Consider the following 17,494-nt stretch of genomic DNA (forward strand, 5'->3'; position numbering starts at 1 on the left):
GGCGCCGCCGAACTCGACATGGGCGTGGACAACCTGGTCGGCATCTTCCACAAGATCTACGCCGACTACTGGGGCCCACGCACCGACGACATCCTGCGCGGCTGCACCCTCACCCTCGCCCACCACTCCGGCACCCTCGCCGACGTCCCCACCCTGCTCATCGACGCCGAGTACCGCCGCCGCCTCACCGCCGGCCTGCGCGACCCACTGCTGCTCGGCTTCTGGCATTGGTACGAGCACCTCTCCGAATCAGCCAAAGCCACCGTCACCGGCCCGATCATGAACAAGCTGAGAGCGTTCCTGCTCCGCCCGTTCATCCGCGACGTCCTCGGCTCGGCCCGCTCCACCTTCGACCTCGGCAAGGTCCTAGACGGTGGAATCCTGCTCGTCCGCCTCCCCAAAGGCGTCCTCGGCGACGACAGCGCCCGCCTGCTCGGCTCCATGGTCCTGGCACAGATCTGGCAAGCCGCCTCCCACCGCGCCAAACTCGGCCGCTCCCGAGCCCCCGCCGCCCTCTACGTCGACGAAGCCCACAACTTCCTCACCCTCCCCCACGCCCTCAGCGACATGCTCGCCGAAGCCCGCGCCTACCGCCTCTCCCTCGTCCTCGCCCACCAGCACCTCGCCCAACTCCCCCGCGACCTCCGCCAAGCCATCTCCTCCGACGCCCGCAACAAGATCTACTTCTCCCTCTCCCCCGAAGACGCCCGCGAGGTCGAACACCACTTCGCCCCCTACCTACGCGCCCACGATCTGGCCAACCTCGGCGCCTTCCAAGCCGCCGCCCGCCTCATGACCCGCTCAGCCGAAGCCCCACCCTTCACCCTGCGCACCCCCCCCCTGCCCGACCCATCACAAGAGATCGCCAACCGGATCAGAACCGCCGCGGCCAAAGCATACGGCCGCACCACCACACCCACACCCCGGCCGGACGACCCCCGGCTCCACCCCTGAAGGAGGAACACCATGTCCACACCCCGCTACACCCCCGCCCTGCTCGCACAGCTCGCCGCCCGCCTCACCACCCGCGACCGGCAACTCATCCGCATGGTCAAAGACCAACGCGTCCTCACCGCACCCCAGATCGCCCAGATCGCCTTCGACACCGACGACGCCGCCCGCAAACGCCTGCTCGCCCTCCACCACATCGGCGCACTCGAACGCTTCCGCCCCAACCTCCCACCCGGCATGGGCACCGCCCCCTACCACTACGTCCTCGGCCCCGCCGGCGCCGCCGTCCTGGCCTCCGAAGACGGCGTCGACATCACCACCTACGGCTACCGCCGCGACCGCACCCTGGCCATCGCCTACAGCCAACGCCTCCACCACACCGTCGGCACCAACAACATCGCCGCCGCCCTCCACGGTTTCGCCCGCCGCCACCCCACCGCCCAACTGCACACCTGGTGGCCCGAAGACCGCTGCACCTCCCTCTGGGGCGACACCGCCCGTCCCGACGCCTATGCCCGCTGGCAAGAAGACGACCACACCCTCGACTTCTTCCTCGAGTACGACACCGGCAGCGAACCCCTCGACCGAGTAGTCCGCAAACTCGACGGCTACGCCATCCTCACCGAAGCCACCCAGGTCGTCACCCCCGTCCTGTTCTGGATCCAAGGCGAACGCCGAGAAGCCAACCTCCGCAAGAAACTCACCCACCACCCAGCCCACATCTTCGTCCCCATCGCCACCGGCACCCCATCACCCATCGCAGGACCCATCAACGACGGCCCAGCAGGCGAAAAGTGGCTCCCCACCGATACCCAGGGCCCCCGCCTACGCCTGGCCGAACTCGCCCTGTACTGGCCCGGCCTGGGATCCCGCGAGGGCAGCACCCAGCGAGTCATCCCGTCCACGGAGGACGAGGAGTGATCGTCGAGGCCGGCGCAGGAGTAAAAGCTCTGATAGCCGGCGCCAGCATCGTCTCAGGCATAGCCCTGATCGCCGGAACGATCGGCGGAGCCCAAGTCGCCGCGACATCAGCCGACCCAGTCGAACTCACCCGCGCGGTCTGCTCCTACACCGGCCGTTCCTTGTCCACAGCCTCCACAGCGATGTCTACGACGACTACCGTCCTAGATGCTCAGCAATGGGCCCATGCCCTCATCATCGTCAACACCGCCATAGCCCTACACCTCCCTTCTCGCGCCGCCGTCATCGGCATCGCTACAGCGCTCCAGGAATCCCGCTTGAACAACGAAACGGTGGGCGATCACGGCACCGCCTTCGGTCTGTTCCAGCAACGTCCTGTTAGTGGATGGGGTACCAAAGCCCAGGCCACGGACCCCCACTACGCGGCCCGCAAGTTCTACTCCGCCCTGGTGAAGGTCAAAAACTGGCGGACCAAACCGCTGACCGTAGCGGCCCAGGCCGTACAGAACTCCGCGTATCCAGATGCCTACGCCCGTCACGAGGCGCTGGCCACTGCCGTCGTCGCGGCACTTTGGCCCTCCGACGGACGGACCTCCACTCCACCAACTCTCCAGGCAAGGCCGTTGACCAAGGACCTCGGAGTGACTCCAGCCGACCTATCGGTAGTGCGCTCACATATCGAAATCGCAGCGTCCTTAGGAGTCGATCGCAGAACGGTGGTCAGCGATATCGCCCAAACCCTGCAAGGCATGGGGCATGACGATAATGACTCCAACCGCAAAACGTTCCAGGAGCATGCCGAGAAGCTCGTCAGCACCGTCGCTGATCGACTCTGCCGCGAACTGCAGGCAAGCCTCTACGAGCCCGTGCAGTTCAAGCCGCTGGAAGCAAACATCTCCGGCGGCTCACTACGAGGCAGTCTCGCGGCCCGAGCCGCGCTGACAATGCTCGGCGTCCCCTACTCCTGGGGCGGCGGTGGCACCGCTGGTCCCAGTTTCGGCGTAGGCAGAGGAGCGAAAACCAAGGGCTTCGACTGCTCCGCGCTCACCCAGTACGCCTGGGCCAGGGCCGGTGTCTCCATTCCCCGCGTCACCTACGACCAATGGACCCACGGCTCCCGCGTCTACAGCATCATCCAGCCTGGCGACCTCATCTTCTACGAGACCAACCCCCGGATGCCCGGCCCTGACCACGTCGGTCTCGCCATCTCCAACTCCAAGATGGTCCACGCCCCCCGCACAGGAACCGTCGTACGCACAGCCTCAATCCAGCGCCCAGGCTATGTCGGAGCCATCCGCCCCACTCGCTAGAGGGCGATCACGATCGCCTGGATTTATCAAGATCGACGCCGATTCGACTCTTTCCCGAACCGCGCCGGCACCGGGCCCGGCGATACCGGGCCCGGCGCCTGAGTCATCCACGCGGGGAGGTGGTCAGCCCGCGTTCGTGCACTGATACCCGCCACCGAAGGTGGAAAGCACTCCACAGGCCCTCATGGGCGTGGTGGGCGCGTAGTACATGTTCCCGTAGCCACTGCGCCCCACCGTGCCGTGGCTGGTACCGGACACCGTGTTGTAGCCGCTGTCTTGCAGCGTCAACGCGATCTGGAACGAGTAGTTCGACGGGTTGCTTCTGGTGACCTCAACCTTTGCCCAGTTCGTGCCGCAGGTCGGTGAATACCGGAGTATGACCCGCATCGTCGCGGACAGATTGGTGCCGCCGTAGTTGATCTCCCGCGTATAAACGTCGTAAGCCCGCGAATCGGCGCATCCCATCGCGATGGGGTCCTTGCCGTTGCAGCCGGTGCCGGAACAGCCTGCGGCCATGACCGGCCCCGAGGTGGCGAAAGCTGCTGCGAAAAGGACCAGTGCACCAATTGCTGTTTGGATCATCTGCCGGAGCTTGCGCATCGTTACTGCCCTTCATAAGACGTTGCCGGTTGATTCGGAGCACCACCGGGGCGCCTGGACGGATACGAGCAGGTGCCACTCCTTTCTCAGCCGGTTCCGTCGCGCTTCCGTGATGCCTTCCTCAACGCAGCCTGAGACCTGAGGTGCCTGGTCGGCGGGAAGACCGACCAAAGACCGACCACCCGACCATGGTCGATTCATGCACATGCTCGACCGCGTAGGCTGAGGATCGTCAACGTCTCAAGAGATCGGTGGTGCGATGGCTTCAGACGATGAACTCGTTCGCCCCGAAGCGACGCAGCCGGAACAATGGATCGGCTCCGCGATGCGGCGAGCCCGTGAAGCGGGCGCTCTCTCCTTGCGATCGATGGCGAAACGGCTCGGCTACCATTCCCACACGACGCTTCTGACTTACGAGCGTGGCGGTTCCATGGCCACCGACGAGGTGGTCAAGGGGTACGAGCAGGTTCTCGGGCTTGAGCCCGGCACATTGGTGAGCGTGCTGGAAGAGGCCAGGCTTGAACGGCATGGCGACGTGTTCGCCAAACGCCGTGTGCATCCGTCGCCACCGTCATCATCCGTCACTCCGATTGATCCCCCGGCCCCAGCGAACCCCAGCCGGTACGCGTGGTCGCGTCGACGGCGAACACTTATCACGGTAACGGCGGGGCTGTTTCTGGTTTTCGGTGTGATCGGGATCTACGAGCTTCTACGCCACAGGTCCAATGTCACCGCCGATAGCCCTGCCGTCATCGTTCCCGATGGAAGCGACCCAAAGGTAACGGGCTGCGCCGTCGACGCAGAGACGGTAGACGCCATAGATGTTTACGGTCCTCCACAATATCTGGTCGGTCTTCTGGAATTACGTGCCTCACCTCGCTGCGGCACCATATGGGGAAAGTTCACGCAGAGCGCAGGCCTTCCCCAATCACCTACCCTCATGATCCATATAGACGTTCACCGACCCGCGGATGCCGCCTCCGCCCGGTTCCAAATCAGGTACGCCGGCCAAGGCGTCTACGGGGACCAACTCGTCAGCTTCCAGGACTGCGTCTACGCCGAGATGACCATCGAACGCGAGGGCCAAACCTACCCCCCCACCAGAACCCGATGCGTTCGCTCCCGCTAGCGCGCTGATGCAGGCGCTCGCCGACCCAGCGAGCCAACCTGCCGGCACGCACGCTTCCTCGCAGGGCCGAAGGTTGTACAACCACTGCGGTGAATCAGCCCATGCGGTGAATGTTTGTGCAGTGCACTAGGTATCCGGCTCATCCGCCAGATACGCCTGGAGCATTGTGAATCCCGGCATGCTCTCGTACGGCCGGACCCCCACGGTGAAGACCTCCGGCTCTTCGAAGACAGGCTCACCGCTGGGACGCCGCGCGTAGGCCACCCGCCCGTAATCCACGCCTTCGCTGCGATCGCAGCTCATCCAGGTGATGGCCTCTTGTTCACCTTCGCGAAGGGGATGGTTGGAAACCGCTCGCGTAGCGACGGTGTCGGGCGGTTGGAACACCCATACCTGCGGTACCGCGAGCACCCAGCGTGCGGCGTTGATCTCGTGCGCCTTGACAGCGGCCCTGCTCTCGAATGCGGCAGCGGTCGGGGGGTCCCGGAGGTAGTCGTAGTCGCTCAGCACGAGTTTGCGCCGACCGTCCAGGACCACGATGGCCGGGCAGTCGCGGGCGACGATGGCCTTCTCAAGGCGGCCGACCACGTCGAGGAGCAGGGCTTCTGTCTCGTCGTTCACGCAGGCACTCCCCTCGCAGTTCCACTGCCTGACGTCGAACCCATAATCCAGGGGATCCGGGTTCAGGACGCTGAAGACGAAGGAAATCAGCACCAGCAGATCGCAGATGCCCGGCTCAGGATGAGTGCCGGCCCGGCAGCCTGCCTCTCACCTCATGCGACGGAGGTCAGGACCGGTCTGGCGAGAACCTTCTCCAAGAGGGTGAGGGTGTCGCGGTCGAGGTCTTCGATGCCGCCAGTGACGGCGCGGAGGAGGTTGCGTTCGGCGCGGCAGGTGCCGCGGACGGTTTGGCCCTGGTGGGTGTAGGTGTTCACGGCCTGGAGTACGCCCCAGCCGGTGCCTGACCAGGGGGCGACGCGGTTGTCGTGGTGCCAGAGTTGGGTGAGGGTCTGGCGCTTGTTGTCGGCCAGTGTCCAGGCGCGGCCGCGGTCCTCGGGGAGGGGGGCGAGTTCGTTCAGGACCGCCTGCCATTGGCGGTTGGTGACGGGGGTTTGGCAGAGACGTCTGACTTGCTCGGCGAAGTCGTCGGCTACCTGGTGGACGATGTTGAGGGCGTCGCGGGCTTCGGCGAGGCGGAGCTTGGAGTGCTTCGAGTGTTTGATCTTGACTTGTTGTCCTCGCTCGGCCAGGCCGGCGGCCATGGTGTTGTCGCAGACCACGTTGGTGATGGCTCGTTTGAAGGTGGTCGCCAGCGAGCCGTCGAAGGAGGTCGCGCCGAACAGGTGGGGGCGGAATTCCACGCCTTCTGGGGTGCGGATGTTCTCGGGTACTTCGACGGAGACCCAGGCGACGGCGCCGTCGCGTAGCAGGCCTGCTGAGCCGATGGACAGGTCGTCGTCGAGGAGGCGGCCGATGGTGGTGATGAGCCATTCGATGTAGGGGTGGGGCTGGTAGCCGTCGGAGAAGATGCCCATGACGTGGCCGGTGTCGCTGCGCAGGATCGCCTGGCGGTCGGGGATCTCGGCCAGGCCGCCGGTGACGGGGTCCTCGACGTAGATGGGGCGGGACAGGGCCGTCCATCCGAAGAGGCGGCGCTTGACGTCCTCCACGGGGATGGGGCCGACGTAGTGGTTCTGTTCGTCGCCTTGCAGGTTGGCCCGGTAGTGCCACGCGGTGCCTCGCTTGCTGGTGAAGCCGATGAGGGTGTTCGCGTTGAGCCAGGCCAGGGTCTCTTTGGACATGTTTCTCCTCCTGACATGCGAAGGGGCACCGGTTCGTTCCGGTGCCCTGGTCGGTGCTGCCACGGTCGCGAACCTGTGGCGCTATGCGGTGGGTTCGTTCACGTCCTGGGGGTCGCCCTTCCAGAGGGCTAGTGCCTCGTGGACGTCGTTGTGGTCAGGGATGTCCACGCCGCGCAGGTCGGCGATCGTCCAGGCGACCCGTAGTACTCGGGTGTAGGAGGCGATGCCGACCAGCCCGGTGTCCAGGGCGTGGTCCAGCGGGTCCAGCGCACCGGCTGCGGGGCGGTAGGCGGCCTGCATCTCCAGTAGCGGGATCTCGGCGTTGGTCCGCCATGGTGTGTCGGCCAGGCGGACGGCGGCGCGTTCTCGTGCCATGGCTACACGCTCGGCCACGGTCGTGCTGGGCTCGCCTCGCGGGCCGCGCAGCAGTTCGAACTCACTCGGCCGGACCACATTGGTACGGATTTCCACACGATCCAGCAAGACCGCGAGCCGGGATATGTACCGGCGGCCGACTAGCGGGGTGCAGGTGCACCCCTGCGTCGCACACGGGCACGGCGGTGAGCTGAGAACGAGGGTGAAGCGGGCTGGGTAGGGGATGGTTTCCCCGTTCCAGAGTAGGGACGCCGTACCGGCGTCCAGCGTGCGCCGCAGGCGATGAAGGATCGTGGCCGGAAACTCGGCGGCGTCGTCCAGGTACAGCACACCACGGTGAGCGAGGGAGACTGCTCCTGGGCGAGCGGCACCGAAGATCGCAGCTGAGGTGCTGGTGTGGTGCGGGCTCACCAGCGGCGGGCGGGCGCCCATCGGATCGTCAGGAGGGTACAGGCCCGCTGCGGAGTAGACGTCCCTGACCTTGTGAGCCGCCTCCTCATCGAGCTGCGGAAGGATCGTGGGCAGCCGCTCGGCGAGCATCGTGGTCGGGCTGCCCGCCGGTCCTTGCAGGAAGATGTGATGCCCTCCCGCTGCGGCGATCTCCAGGGCTCGGCGGGCCGCTGGATTGCCTCTGACGTCGGCGAGATCCACAGAGGTGCCGGCCGAGCGCTGATCGGGTAGAGGGCAGGTGCGGGCATGCTCCTCCAGTTGCTCCGTTCGGAGCAACGCGGCCAGTTGGGAGAGGACTCGGACCGGTACCACCGTGGTGTCGGCCACCTGACATGCTTCCTCAGCATTTGCCTCTGGCACCACGACGCGGGCACGCCCGGTGGCGACGGCTGCGCGGACCATGGGCAGCACACCCCGGACCGGCCGGACGGAACCATCGAGCCCTAGCTCGCCAAGGAAGACCCAGCGCGAGAGCTGAGATGCGGGCACCGCGCCGGACGCGGACAAGAGCGCGACCGCCACGGCGAGGTCGCTGCTGGTGCTCCGCTGAGGTCTGCCCTCCGCAAGGACGCTCACCGTGGTGCGCGACTCAGGCCAGGCCAGCCCGCTGTTGATGACCGCCGCGCGCACCCGATCACGTGTCTCTGGGGTCACCGGCTCCGTCAGGCCGGTCTCATGCAGTCTGGGCAACCCGTCAGTGACGTCCGCCTCGACCTGGAGGAGATGTCCTGTCACGCCGATCAAGACGGCGGTGTGGACGCGGGCGAATCCCACAGACGTCACCGCCCTTCGGACGTGATGTCGCGCAGGATCGGACGGATCACGTCAGGGTTCTGAGTGACCACGGCGGCGATGTGCTGGGCCAGCGGCGGCGTCCTGAGGCGGTCGATGACGTCCGGGCGGATGCCGGCCTTCAACCCCTGACGGAGAAGTACAGCGAAGGAGTAGCACGGGTCGACCGACAGCGCACGTTCGACGGCGACGCTCGCGACGGTGCCGTCACCGGTGGCCAGCGCCATGAGGCCGGCCAGCGTGGCCGGTGCGGGAACGTATGCCTGCTCCACCCGGCGGGCGACCTCGCACCACAAGCGCAGATGCGTCTGATCAGAGAAGTCCGTGAAGGTCAGCACCGAGTCGCGAACCACGATGATCGTCAGCAGGATGCCGAGCCACGCGGCCTGCTCGTCGGAGAGATCCTCCTCTCGGTCCGCCAGTTCGAGAGCCTCTTTGATCCGGGCACGCCCCTCGGCGTACCAGTACGCGCCGATCGACGTCGTGGAAGCCAGCAGCGATGTCGCCTTCTCGTGGGCGGCCAGCGTCGCGTCCCGCATCGCCTCGCGCTTCTCACCCTCGACCGGGGCGAGTCTCGCCGCTACGGCCGTACGATCCGGGAGGGCGACCAACCCAGCCACGACGGCCGCAGCCGTGACCCTCTCGCACGTGTCGACCGGCGCCCCTTCCGGGGGGCAGCACCCCGGATCGGGGCACAGGTACGACCAGTACCGGCCCTCTTCCACCCGAAGCGCGTCCACCACTTCGGTTCCCTGCTCCGAAAGCACCGTCAGGACGGCATCCATCGACGGGGTCACGCGTGCACCGGGACCGTACCCGACCAGCACGACATGAGTGACCGCGTTACGCGTGATCAGATCCGTCAGTTCCTGGACCCTCCACCGGCAGGTGTCGTCCGGCAGATCGAAGCGGATCGTAGCGAGGACGCTGGTCGCTTCCGGCTTGAGCATGATCAGGACCATGCTGAGGCTGGGGTGGAAGCCCAGGAGATAGGGCACCATCGCAACCAACTCGGATGGGCGAGATACCCGCACGAAGTCGCTCATGAAACACCTCCAGAAATGCGAAAGCCCTCGGCGGAGCCGAGGGCGACAGGCACTGAGTAGCGCCAGGGGTGTCAGCGCGTGGGGTGGCGAAGGTCCGAAGGACCTTGATCCACTTAGATCACCGGTTCACACAGCCGGGCGAAGGATGATCTACGCCACCGCAGTAGCCGCACACGTCCTCCATCGCGTAGATGGACAGCGATTCGGCGTGCGCGTCGCACCAGTTCCGCTGGTCCTCGGTGTAGGCGTAGAAGTACTCCCGGTCGGTGTCACCGGGCCGGAGCGTGAGCAATGACAGAACAGCTCGGGCGGCGTTGACCAGCTCGTTCGTGGTGAGAGTGCCCCCGACTCCACTGGCGATATCAGTACCGGCGAAAACGGTGTCGTTCTTCCGAGCCAGCCGGTAGTACCACCGGAGTCGGCCCTCTGGTGTGCGACCACATGGCCCCAGCTCCAAGCTGTGGTCATCGTCTATCGGCCACAGCGCCAGCAAACGGGACGAGATCATCCACCCTGGGGGGAGCGCCACGTATTCGCGAGCGGTCATGAGCATCCTCCTTTCCGGAATGCGTAAGCCGCCCGAGTAGGCGCGGTACTCGGGCGACGATCTTGGGTGATGAAGCGGAAGTGCGGCTGAGATCCACAGGCCGGCGATCGGGGCGTGGCCGTCCTCCAGTGGGCGCCCGGGAGACACGCGAGATCCCGGCACGCCGCACGGTCAGGACAGGCGGACCGCCTGAACGCTGGTCTGGTACCGCTGCCCGTGCAGCTCCACCTTGGCCGCGGCCCGGAACCCGGTCCGGCCGCTCTTGAAGGTGCGCGGCTTGAGGCCAGTCAACACATCGGCCAGAGCTGCCGCCATCTCCTCAGCCGTCGCCTCCACCACGGCGTCGGGGTCCAGCTTGGAGCCGACGAGCACCGCCTGTGCCTGGCCCTGATACCGGACCCCTCCTGCGACGACCTTGGCGGAGCCGTAGAAACCCTTCGACCCCGTGGAGAAATCCTTGCGCAGCAGCTCCGACCTGATCATGTTCACTAGCGCCTGGCTGATGTCCATGCGGACTCCCGTGAACGACAGGGCCCGAGCCCTACGCCCAGGCCACAGCGATGTGGCGTGTCAGTTCGCCGTCCACGGGTTCAACCAGCGAGCCCCATGCGGACCTGAATATGAAGCCGTCTCATTGCGTCGTTCCGGACGCGGAGAGCCAGACGCGAACTCTCCGCCGACGAACAGCCACGGTGCTGTCAACACCGTGTGAGTCAGGCGAGCACCGCGCACGTCACGGTGTCTTGCCCTCACTTGAATACGGGGACCGGAATGGCCCGACCGTCCGCGCCCGGCAAGATTCTTTCACCGCACGCGCATGGCGTTCTATCCGATGCCCGCCTGCTCCGTATGCGTCTACATCACGGTATGAGGCGTAGCTCGCTGCGTCGTATGGCACAGCGTGGCGCGCACCGTCCGGCGCGTACCGTCAGCGATTTCGCTCTCACATAAATACGGGAGGGCACACGGCCCAACCGTCCGAAGAATTCAAGATTTATAAGCGCACTTATGGCACACAGCAAAGCGCCCCAGAGCCATTCGGCTCCGGGCGCTCTGTGAAGCTCTGTCAGTCGCTCTCGGCGCTGAGGGTACCCCCGTACACCAGCGCGTCTCTGGCCTCATCCAAGCGCCCGGAGAGCTCCTGCCACTCCGTACGCGCGGCATCCCTGGTTCGGATGACCGCACGGCGGGAGCCGTAGGCCCCGCCGTGCCGCGCCTGCGCCATGCGCGCCAGGATGCCCGCACGCCCCAAGTCCTCCGCCTGCGTCGCGATGGTCAGCGCGTCCCGGAGCACGGGGAATTCCTGTCCGTCCCCGAACGCCGTCCTGAAGATCTCCGCGCTGTGTTGCGAAGCGTGGTACGCCACGGCCGCACGCGCCGCGTTCTCGACATGCGGCAGACCCCGCATGACCTGAGCGCCAGGTGTGGCATCGATCTCGGTTGGTGGAACGTCCAGCCGGTACCCGTTCCGCGCCGCCGCGTCCCGCACAGCCCAGCGCTGAAGCGTGACGCGCGTGATGGTCATCTCCGCGCCGTCCTTGCGGACGTAGATCCATGCCTGAGACTCCCGCGCCGGACCGCTCTCCGGCGCCCGAGCGCAGGAGGAGAGAACGTCGCGGAGCCGTTGAGCGAAGAGGAGAACGGCGTCCTGGGTGACGTCGTCCGAGACGTCATCGGTGCCGTAGGGTGCGTGACCTTCCTTGACGACGGTGGCGCTTCCATCCATGCGCTTACGCGACCGCGTGGAATCGACCGTGCGGCAGTACCCGCGCGCGAGCTTCCGGATGTCTTCCCAGTCCGCTACGGTGACGCGCGCCATGTCCTCAGGGGTAAGGTTTGCCCCCGGGACATTGGACGGGACGTACTTTCCGAAAATCCACCCCGACATTGAGCTCCTCCGATCGTTCGGGACATGTGCGCGGTTTACATGTCATCCACCCTTCCTGACTAATTCAATTGAATCGCAAAACAGAGATCGAATCAATGAAATCCCGCTGGCGCCACAGGGTTTTACCTGTCCAGATCCGGCGCCCAATAAGCCTATCCAGCGGGCTATCAGCTGACAATCAGATGCAGCCGCCGCAATAGATACAGAGAGGCGGGACAGAAAGGCGAGCCATAACAGAAAAAGCTTCTCTGCCACAAAAGGCGACTCCGACATAGATAATCAAAGCCTTCTCCGCCCGCCCCTGCCCTATAAGAGCTCCTAACGCAATGAGGTGAGGCGTCGCCAGCAGATGAGGGCGCAGCCGAGGCTGAGGAAGGCTCGGTGGATGTCCTCGCGGATCTCCCAGCGGATGCGCAGCCGTCGGAAGTGGTGCAGCAGGGCGAAGGTCTGTTCGACGACCCAGCGTTGTTTGCCCAGGCCGGAGCCGTGCTCGGTTCCTCGGCGGGCGATGAGCGGTCGGATGCCCAGGGCTCGGACCTGCTTGCGGTACTTGTCGTGGTCGTAGCCGCGATCGGCCAGGACGACATCGGGACGCCTGCGAGGCCGGCCACGCTTGCCGCGTACGTTTGGGACGGCCTCCAGCAACGGCACCAGCTGGGTGACATCGTTGCGGTTGCCGCCGGTCAGGATGACTGCCAGCGGGACGCCGGTCGCTTCGGTGATCAGGTGATGCTTGCTGCCCAACCGGCCTCTGTCGACGGGGCTCGGACCGGTCTGCGCCCCCCTTTTAGCGCTCTGATGTGGGAAGAATCCACCGCGGCGCGAGAGAAGTCCAGGGCGTCGGCGGCGCGGAGCCGATCGAGCAGCACTTCGTGCAGGCGCTGCCAGACCCCGGCCTTGTTCCACTCGGCCAGCCGCCGCCAGCAGGTCATACCCGAGCCGTACCCCAGCTCCTGCGGCAGATGCTCCCAGGCGATCCCGGTGTGCAGGACGAACAGGATGCCCTGCAAGGCCAGGCGGTCATCCAGCCGCTTGCGTCCCGGATGGCGGACCCGCCGCTGATGCTTGGGCAGCAACGGCTCGATGACCGCCCATAACTCGTCACTGACCTCCCACGGCTTCAGCCGCGCCACGACCCACCCCTCTCGCCACCGCTACAGCGAGAGATCAAAGCACAACAGAGATCATTCTGTTAGGAGCTCTAAGAGAGAGCTGCACCCTCATCCAGTCGGTGCCGCTTCCGGCCCCGCGATTCGTCTGCCACCTGCATAGATGCACGTCATGGCAGGCCTGATTAAACGGCAGGATCAATCGGAGGAGTATCAGGAGCGGTAACGGGAGGGGTGCTGAAAGATTGGCGGGCAGCCGGGGCGCGGCCGTTCAGTTCCGGCGGCGCCGCCGCCGTACCCGGCCGAGGCCGTCGGGCCGCTTGATCAGGTAGGGGACGAAGAACTCGCTCTTGCGCAGGTCGTCGCGGGCGTCGCGACTCGCGACGAATTCGCGGACGAGGTCGAGCAGAGAGACCGAGCCGACTATCCCGGCGATCTGCTGCGCCAATGGGTCGGGGTTCATGGTCACCACCGCGATGCTGATCGAGAAGAATCCGACATGAACCCCGTTCAGCAGCCGTCCCCGGCTCAGCTTCCTGGCTTCCACCGCCAGCTCGGCGACGCCGTAGTCCAGTTCGGCGACGATGTCCCTGATCGCCGCCTCGGATGGCGCCTCGTCGAACTCCTTCAGTTTCGCCCGCATCCAGTACGCGAAACGGCTGAATGCCTCGTTCTCGCTCTCTCGTAGCTTGATCAGCGTCTCCGGGGTCGCGCCCTCGAAGTACGGCAGCATGAGCCGGGACAACGTCAGCGGTTCCAGCCCGCCGGGCAGCCGGGCGGCCTGGTTGGCGGGCACGAACACGGCGTCTTGGACGGACGGCGCGTACGGCGCGAAGTACCGGCTGGTTTCCGACCACATGGCCGTCTCGTCGTGCACGAAGAACTCGCGCGGCAGGAAGACCGCCCGCCCCGCGCGCACCGCGCTCTCGTAGTGCTTGTTGAACTCGAGCACGTCGGCGGCCAGGTGGTAGTCGTGCCGGGTCGCCGACTCCGAGTACGTGGTGTAGGTCTCGCTGACGCGCAGGGGCAGTACGAACACGGTCAGATCCGAGTAGGGCAGCAGCCGGCTGATCCAGACGTCCTGCTCGGGCGACCACTGGGCACTCGCGAGCGGCACCAGGGTCGCCCCTGTCACAGGCGATGGCAGCGCAGTTCCCGGTGTACCTAACGTGATCCATGAAGGGCTGAGACCGCCGGCCTCGTGCCGTACGCCCTCGTAGAAGGTCTCCCCGAGGCCGCGGAGCGCCTGGATGCCGCCAAGCCGTGGGTCGTGCGGCGCGGAGCCGGCACGGAACAGCCGGGGGTTGCCCTCGTCGAAGAGCGTGGCCGTCGGTTCCATGGTGAGCTCTCCGAGCACGCTGACCAGACGTGCCAGCTCCAGGCTGTCCGCAGGCCATGACGCCGTCATGGTCAACGAGTACAGGGACGGTCAATCAACCGCAAGACGCCCATCGCACGATAACGGCCTCGTTTGTCGAAACGCCCAGCTTCTCAAGGTAGGCGAGTCAGTACGGTCCGACCGTGGGCAAGGAGTTCGGGGTCGCCGGTCTCATGACCGCGCACCAGTGCGGTGATGGCGTCCAGAAGGGCGAACAGTCCAAGCTGGACCTGGTCTTCTTGCGTGGGGTGGTGGCCGTAACCATTGAAGAAGGCTTGGCGCAGGCGGGGCTCGATCATCCAGTTGCGACAGCAAAGGCGGGTGAAGTCGCGAATGCGGGCGTCGAGGCGGGTGTGCTCGAAGTCCACGACGGTGACGGCTCCGTTGGGAGTGACGATCCAGTTGCGAGGCTGGTAGTCGAGGTGGCACACCGCTCTGTCCAGGGTGGTGGCAGCCAGGACGTCGGCCTTGATGTGTAAGGCGCGAAGTTGGGCTGTCGAGATGAGGGAGGAGTTACGGGCTCGAACTGACCACCAGCGCATGCGTTCGGCCAGATAGACGGCTACATCCGGCTTGGGGTGCGGCCCGGGCGGTATCTGGTGAATCAGGCGGAGGACACGGCCGGCGGCGTGGTGAGCGTTCCATTCCGCCGGTGAGCCTCCAGGAAGTTGTGTGGCGCTTCGCCCCGGGACGTGGGTGAGCAGCAGAGACAGGGTTGCGGCGTCGGCACTGATCAAAGTGGGTGTGTGGTCCGCGAGATGCGGCAACCAGGAGGCGTAAGCGTGAACCTCGGCCTGGAAGCGGTGAGGCGTCTTGTGTCTCTTGAGGACGTAACGCCGGCCGTCCGCGGTCGCCACGAGAAGCAGGTGTGGTGGCAGGGACGCGTCGGGCACAGGCGTGAGAGGGCCTAGCGTGCGGCGGGCGGTGGCGAGCACGCGCCCGTCGAGAGCCGTCATGGGGTGCTCGACGAGGTGAGGTGGGCGGTGTCGTTGTGGCGGGCCAGCATCCAGCGCTCGGCGCCGAACCGGTTGCGGTGCTGATCCCATCGGGTGATTGACGCATGGTCGACGGTGAAGCCCGCTGTCACGCCCGGCCGGAGCTCCAGCAGCAAGGTGTGGGCAGTCAGCACGGTTTCACCGTGGACGGCGAACAGCAGCCGCTCGCCCTCATGGCGGCGGATCAAAGCCGCGAGCATCGTTCCTGCGTGGTGGAGGTATCCGTTCCATGTGTCGGACCCAGGCGCCCATGGGCGGTCGGGATGGGCATGAGGGCCGCCACGGAAGAGTGTCTTGATCGCATGCCAGGGTTTGCCGTCCGCTTCGCCGTGCACTGGTCCGTCCAAACTGGTGCTCACTGTCAGCGGCAGGTTCAGAGCGTCGGCAAGGATCCGGCCGCTTTGACGCAGGCGGAGGCGTGGCCCGGCGTACAGGTGGGTGAACCGGGCGGCCTCGTGTTCGATGGCGAGCTGGGCTGCGGTGACGGCCATCTGACGGCGGCCGAGGTCGGTCAGGCCGGTGCAGGTCCGGGGCCCGCCGACGATGCCGTCGACGTTGCATTGCGCTTCGCCGTGCCGGACGAAGACCAGTTCTGTGACGATCACCGTAGCTTCTCCAGTGTGGAGCGGACGGTCGGCCATGGATGGCGATAGCCGCCCATGCCGAGGTAGGGCCGGGTGAGCAGGTGATGCAGTTCGGCGTAGTCGAGCAGTCGGTTCTCTGAGACGGGTCGCAGACCGCGTGTGAGTAAAGGGCTGTTGTAGGCGGCCAGGGCGGTAGTGACGCAGTCGGCTGGAATAGCGCCATACGTCATCGCCAGGGTGACCACCAGCTTGGCGAGGTCATAGCCGAACGGGGCCAAGGTGACATCGTCGATGTCCACCATGACCGGTTCCCCAGCGGGAGTGATGAGCACGTTGCGCGGGTTGGTGTCCTTGTAGAAAGCGACCGGCTCATCAGAAGCGGGGGCGAAGAGCGGCTGGACGGCCTCCACCTGTCGTTCGGTGGCCAACCCGGCGAGCTGCCGGCGACGCAGGGCGGCGACGCGCGGGGAGACGAAGTCGGCCAGCACACGCCCGCCGGGCAACGCATGCGGCGCGGTGAGCCTCGCCTGGTGCAGGTCACTCGTCCACGCGCTGACGTGAGCGCGTCCGAGAAGGGCTGCGACGACGCCCAAGTCCATGATGCTCGCGTGCCGGCCATGGAGAAACGTGAAGTCAATGCGGTCAGGGTGGACGGCGACGATAGGTGGTTGCCGGAGCGGGTGGGCGTGTTCGCTGAGCCAGGCGTGGTGGGCTGCGGCCTGTCGGAGGTCCTCGCTGTTCGCGTACCACTTGGTGAAGGTCTCTGCGCAGCTCATGGCGGGAAGGGTCATCTGCCTGTGGCGATCAGATACGTGACGGTGGATGTGGTCTCCAGTTGCTCATCCGCCCGGGCCGCGCGTAGCGCCGTCGCGATGGCTCCCGGATTACCGAGCAGACCAGGCGGCAGGTCATATTTAGGGCTGGTGGCGAGGTAGTCGGCGAGGTGATCAGCGCCGGTGAAGGTGAAGCGGTGCACCTCGTGCTGCACCTGCCTGACGTGGAGAAAAGGTGTGGTCAAAGTGGCCAGGTTGCCGCTGTGTGCGGCGGCGTAGAGGCTTGGACGTTTGGTGGCGATCGGATCCAGTCCTGCGGCGGCTACCAACTCATCGAGGGCCCGATAGCTGTTGGCGGACTTGGTCACGAGGATGGCCGTACCGTCTGGAGTGAGGACGCGAGCGATCTCGGCGACGGCCAGGCGGGGATCGGGAGCGTGGTAGAGGCAGAATGCGGCCACGGCCAGGTCGCAGCTCGCGTCACGTAGCGGAAGTTCGCGGAAGTCGGCCTGCACAAACGCGATGAGGGCGTGCCGTGCAGCGCGGGCGCGGGCGGCGGCGAGCATCGCCGGTGACGCGTCGATCGCGAGCAGCCGTCGCGGTCGAAGCTGTTCGGTCAGTACGCGGCTGGTGGTACCCCGTCCGCACCCGATGTCGGTGATCAGCGCCGTCTGTGGGGTGGTGAGATGACGCGCGGCCAGTTCCGCGATGACGTCGGCGACAGGCCGTCCAGCTGTTTTGGCGGAGTGCAGAGCGGAAGTGCGGGCGGCGAGGCGACGACTGTCGCGGTACAGGCCTGCGGTGGTGGCTGCGTCGGTGAAAGCGGTGCGTATCGGCGTCATGG

At 66.1% G+C, this 17,494-nt stretch carries 18 protein-coding genes; 4 read left to right on the plus strand and 14 right to left on the minus strand.

Annotated elements, in window-relative coordinates; translation table 11 throughout:
* The first annotated feature begins 441 nt into the window (after positions 1-441).
* The 3 genes from ABGB17_RS17170 to ABGB17_RS17180 are packed head-to-tail and all read left to right on the plus strand — an operon-like array spanning position 442 to position 3,182.
* Positions 442-954, plus strand: a complete 513-nt coding sequence (locus tag ABGB17_RS17170; RefSeq protein WP_347630692.1) for a type IV secretory system conjugative DNA transfer family protein — start codon at positions 442-444, stop codon at positions 952-954.
* 12 nt (positions 955-966) lie between these two features.
* The gene (locus ABGB17_RS17175; protein WP_347630554.1) at positions 967-1,872 is read left to right on the plus strand and encodes a replication-relaxation family protein; all 906 of its coding nucleotides are present in this window, start codon (positions 967-969) and stop codon (positions 1,870-1,872) included.
* Complete coding sequence (locus ABGB17_RS17180; protein WP_347630556.1) at positions 1,869-3,182, plus strand: NlpC/P60 family protein; 1,314 nt, start codon at positions 1,869-1,871, stop codon at positions 3,180-3,182. The genes ABGB17_RS17175 and ABGB17_RS17180 overlap by 4 nt, the downstream gene beginning before the upstream one ends.
* 123 nt (positions 3,183-3,305) lie before the next feature.
* Here ABGB17_RS17180 and ABGB17_RS17185 read toward each other — a convergent pair whose 3' ends face one another.
* Positions 3,306-3,782, minus strand: coding sequence for a DUF2690 domain-containing protein (locus tag ABGB17_RS17185; protein WP_347630557.1), 477 nt, complete (start codon positions 3,780-3,782; stop codon positions 3,306-3,308).
* Positions 3,783-4,041: 259 nt separating this feature from the next.
* On the opposite strand from ABGB17_RS17185, the gene ABGB17_RS17190 reads away from it, so the two are divergent.
* Positions 4,042-4,911, plus strand: a complete 870-nt coding sequence (locus ABGB17_RS17190; RefSeq protein ID WP_347630559.1) for a helix-turn-helix domain-containing protein — start codon at positions 4,042-4,044, stop codon at positions 4,909-4,911.
* Between the two features lie 126 nt (positions 4,912-5,037).
* On the opposite strand, the gene ABGB17_RS17195 is transcribed toward ABGB17_RS17190, so the two are convergent.
* The 13 genes from ABGB17_RS17195 to ABGB17_RS17255 all read right to left on the minus strand — a co-directional run bounded on the left by ABGB17_RS17195 (position 5,038) and on the right by ABGB17_RS17255 (position 17,492).
* Positions 5,038-5,625: a hypothetical protein gene (locus ABGB17_RS17195; RefSeq protein ID WP_347630561.1), complete on the minus strand. Its 588-nt coding sequence runs from the start codon at positions 5,623-5,625 to the stop codon at positions 5,038-5,040.
* Positions 5,626-5,684: 59 nt separating this feature from the next.
* Positions 5,685-6,713 (minus strand): DUF932 domain-containing protein, encoded by a 1,029-nt coding sequence (locus tag ABGB17_RS17200; RefSeq protein ID WP_347630563.1) that lies wholly within the window; start codon positions 6,711-6,713, stop codon positions 5,685-5,687.
* 81 nt (positions 6,714-6,794) lie between these two features.
* Positions 6,795-8,321 carry an ATP-binding protein gene (locus ABGB17_RS17205; protein WP_347630565.1) on the minus strand — a complete coding sequence of 509 codons (1,527 nt, stop codon included), beginning with the start codon at positions 8,319-8,321 and terminating at the stop codon, positions 6,795-6,797.
* Positions 8,318-9,376, minus strand: a complete 1,059-nt coding sequence (locus ABGB17_RS17210; protein ID WP_347630567.1) for a DUF4192 domain-containing protein — start codon at positions 9,374-9,376, stop codon at positions 8,318-8,320. Before ABGB17_RS17210 ends, ABGB17_RS17205 begins: the two co-directional genes overlap by 4 nt.
* Positions 9,377-9,494: 118 nt before the next feature.
* Positions 9,495-9,923, minus strand: coding sequence for a hypothetical protein (locus ABGB17_RS17215; RefSeq protein ID WP_347630569.1), 429 nt, complete (start codon positions 9,921-9,923; stop codon positions 9,495-9,497).
* 171 nt (positions 9,924-10,094) lie between these two features.
* Entirely contained in the window at positions 10,095-10,433 is a 339-nt protein-coding gene (locus ABGB17_RS17220; RefSeq protein WP_347630571.1) for a hypothetical protein, read from the minus strand.
* Between the two features lie 556 nt (positions 10,434-10,989).
* Positions 10,990-11,742: a hypothetical protein gene (locus ABGB17_RS17225; protein ID WP_347630572.1), complete on the minus strand. Its 753-nt coding sequence runs from the start codon at positions 11,740-11,742 to the stop codon at positions 10,990-10,992.
* 387 nt (positions 11,743-12,129) lie between these two features.
* A protein-coding gene (locus ABGB17_RS17230) for an IS5 family transposase (RefSeq protein WP_347628319.1) occupies positions 12,130-12,935 on the minus strand; the annotation gives its coding sequence in 2 pieces (ribosomal slippage) (positions 12,130-12,590 and positions 12,590-12,935; 807 coding nt in all).
* 256 nt (positions 12,936-13,191) lie between these two features.
* Positions 13,192-14,328 carry a hypothetical protein gene (locus ABGB17_RS17235; protein WP_347630573.1) on the minus strand — a complete coding sequence of 379 codons (1,137 nt, stop codon included), beginning with the start codon at positions 14,326-14,328 and terminating at the stop codon, positions 13,192-13,194.
* Between the two features lie 83 nt (positions 14,329-14,411).
* Positions 14,412-15,254 (minus strand): aminoglycoside phosphotransferase family protein, encoded by an 843-nt coding sequence (locus tag ABGB17_RS17240; RefSeq protein WP_347630574.1) that lies wholly within the window; start codon positions 15,252-15,254, stop codon positions 14,412-14,414.
* Entirely contained in the window at positions 15,251-15,898 is a 648-nt protein-coding gene (locus ABGB17_RS17245; RefSeq protein WP_347630575.1) for a histidine phosphatase family protein, read from the minus strand. The genes ABGB17_RS17240 and ABGB17_RS17245 overlap by 4 nt, the downstream gene beginning before the upstream one ends.
* Positions 15,895-16,653 (minus strand): phosphotransferase, encoded by a 759-nt coding sequence (locus ABGB17_RS17250; RefSeq protein WP_347630576.1) that lies wholly within the window; start codon positions 16,651-16,653, stop codon positions 15,895-15,897. The genes ABGB17_RS17245 and ABGB17_RS17250 overlap by 4 nt, the downstream gene beginning before the upstream one ends.
* An 11-nt stretch (positions 16,654-16,664) precedes the next feature.
* Complete coding sequence (locus tag ABGB17_RS17255; RefSeq protein ID WP_347630577.1) at positions 16,665-17,492, minus strand: class I SAM-dependent methyltransferase; 828 nt, start codon at positions 17,490-17,492, stop codon at positions 16,665-16,667.
* Positions 17,493-17,494: the final 2 nt, after the last annotated feature.

Origin of the sequence: Sphaerisporangium sp. B11E5 (assembly GCF_039871875.1) — a bacterium.
In the GTDB taxonomy this organism is placed as follows: Bacteria; Actinomycetota; Actinomycetes; order Streptosporangiales; family Streptosporangiaceae; genus Sphaerisporangium.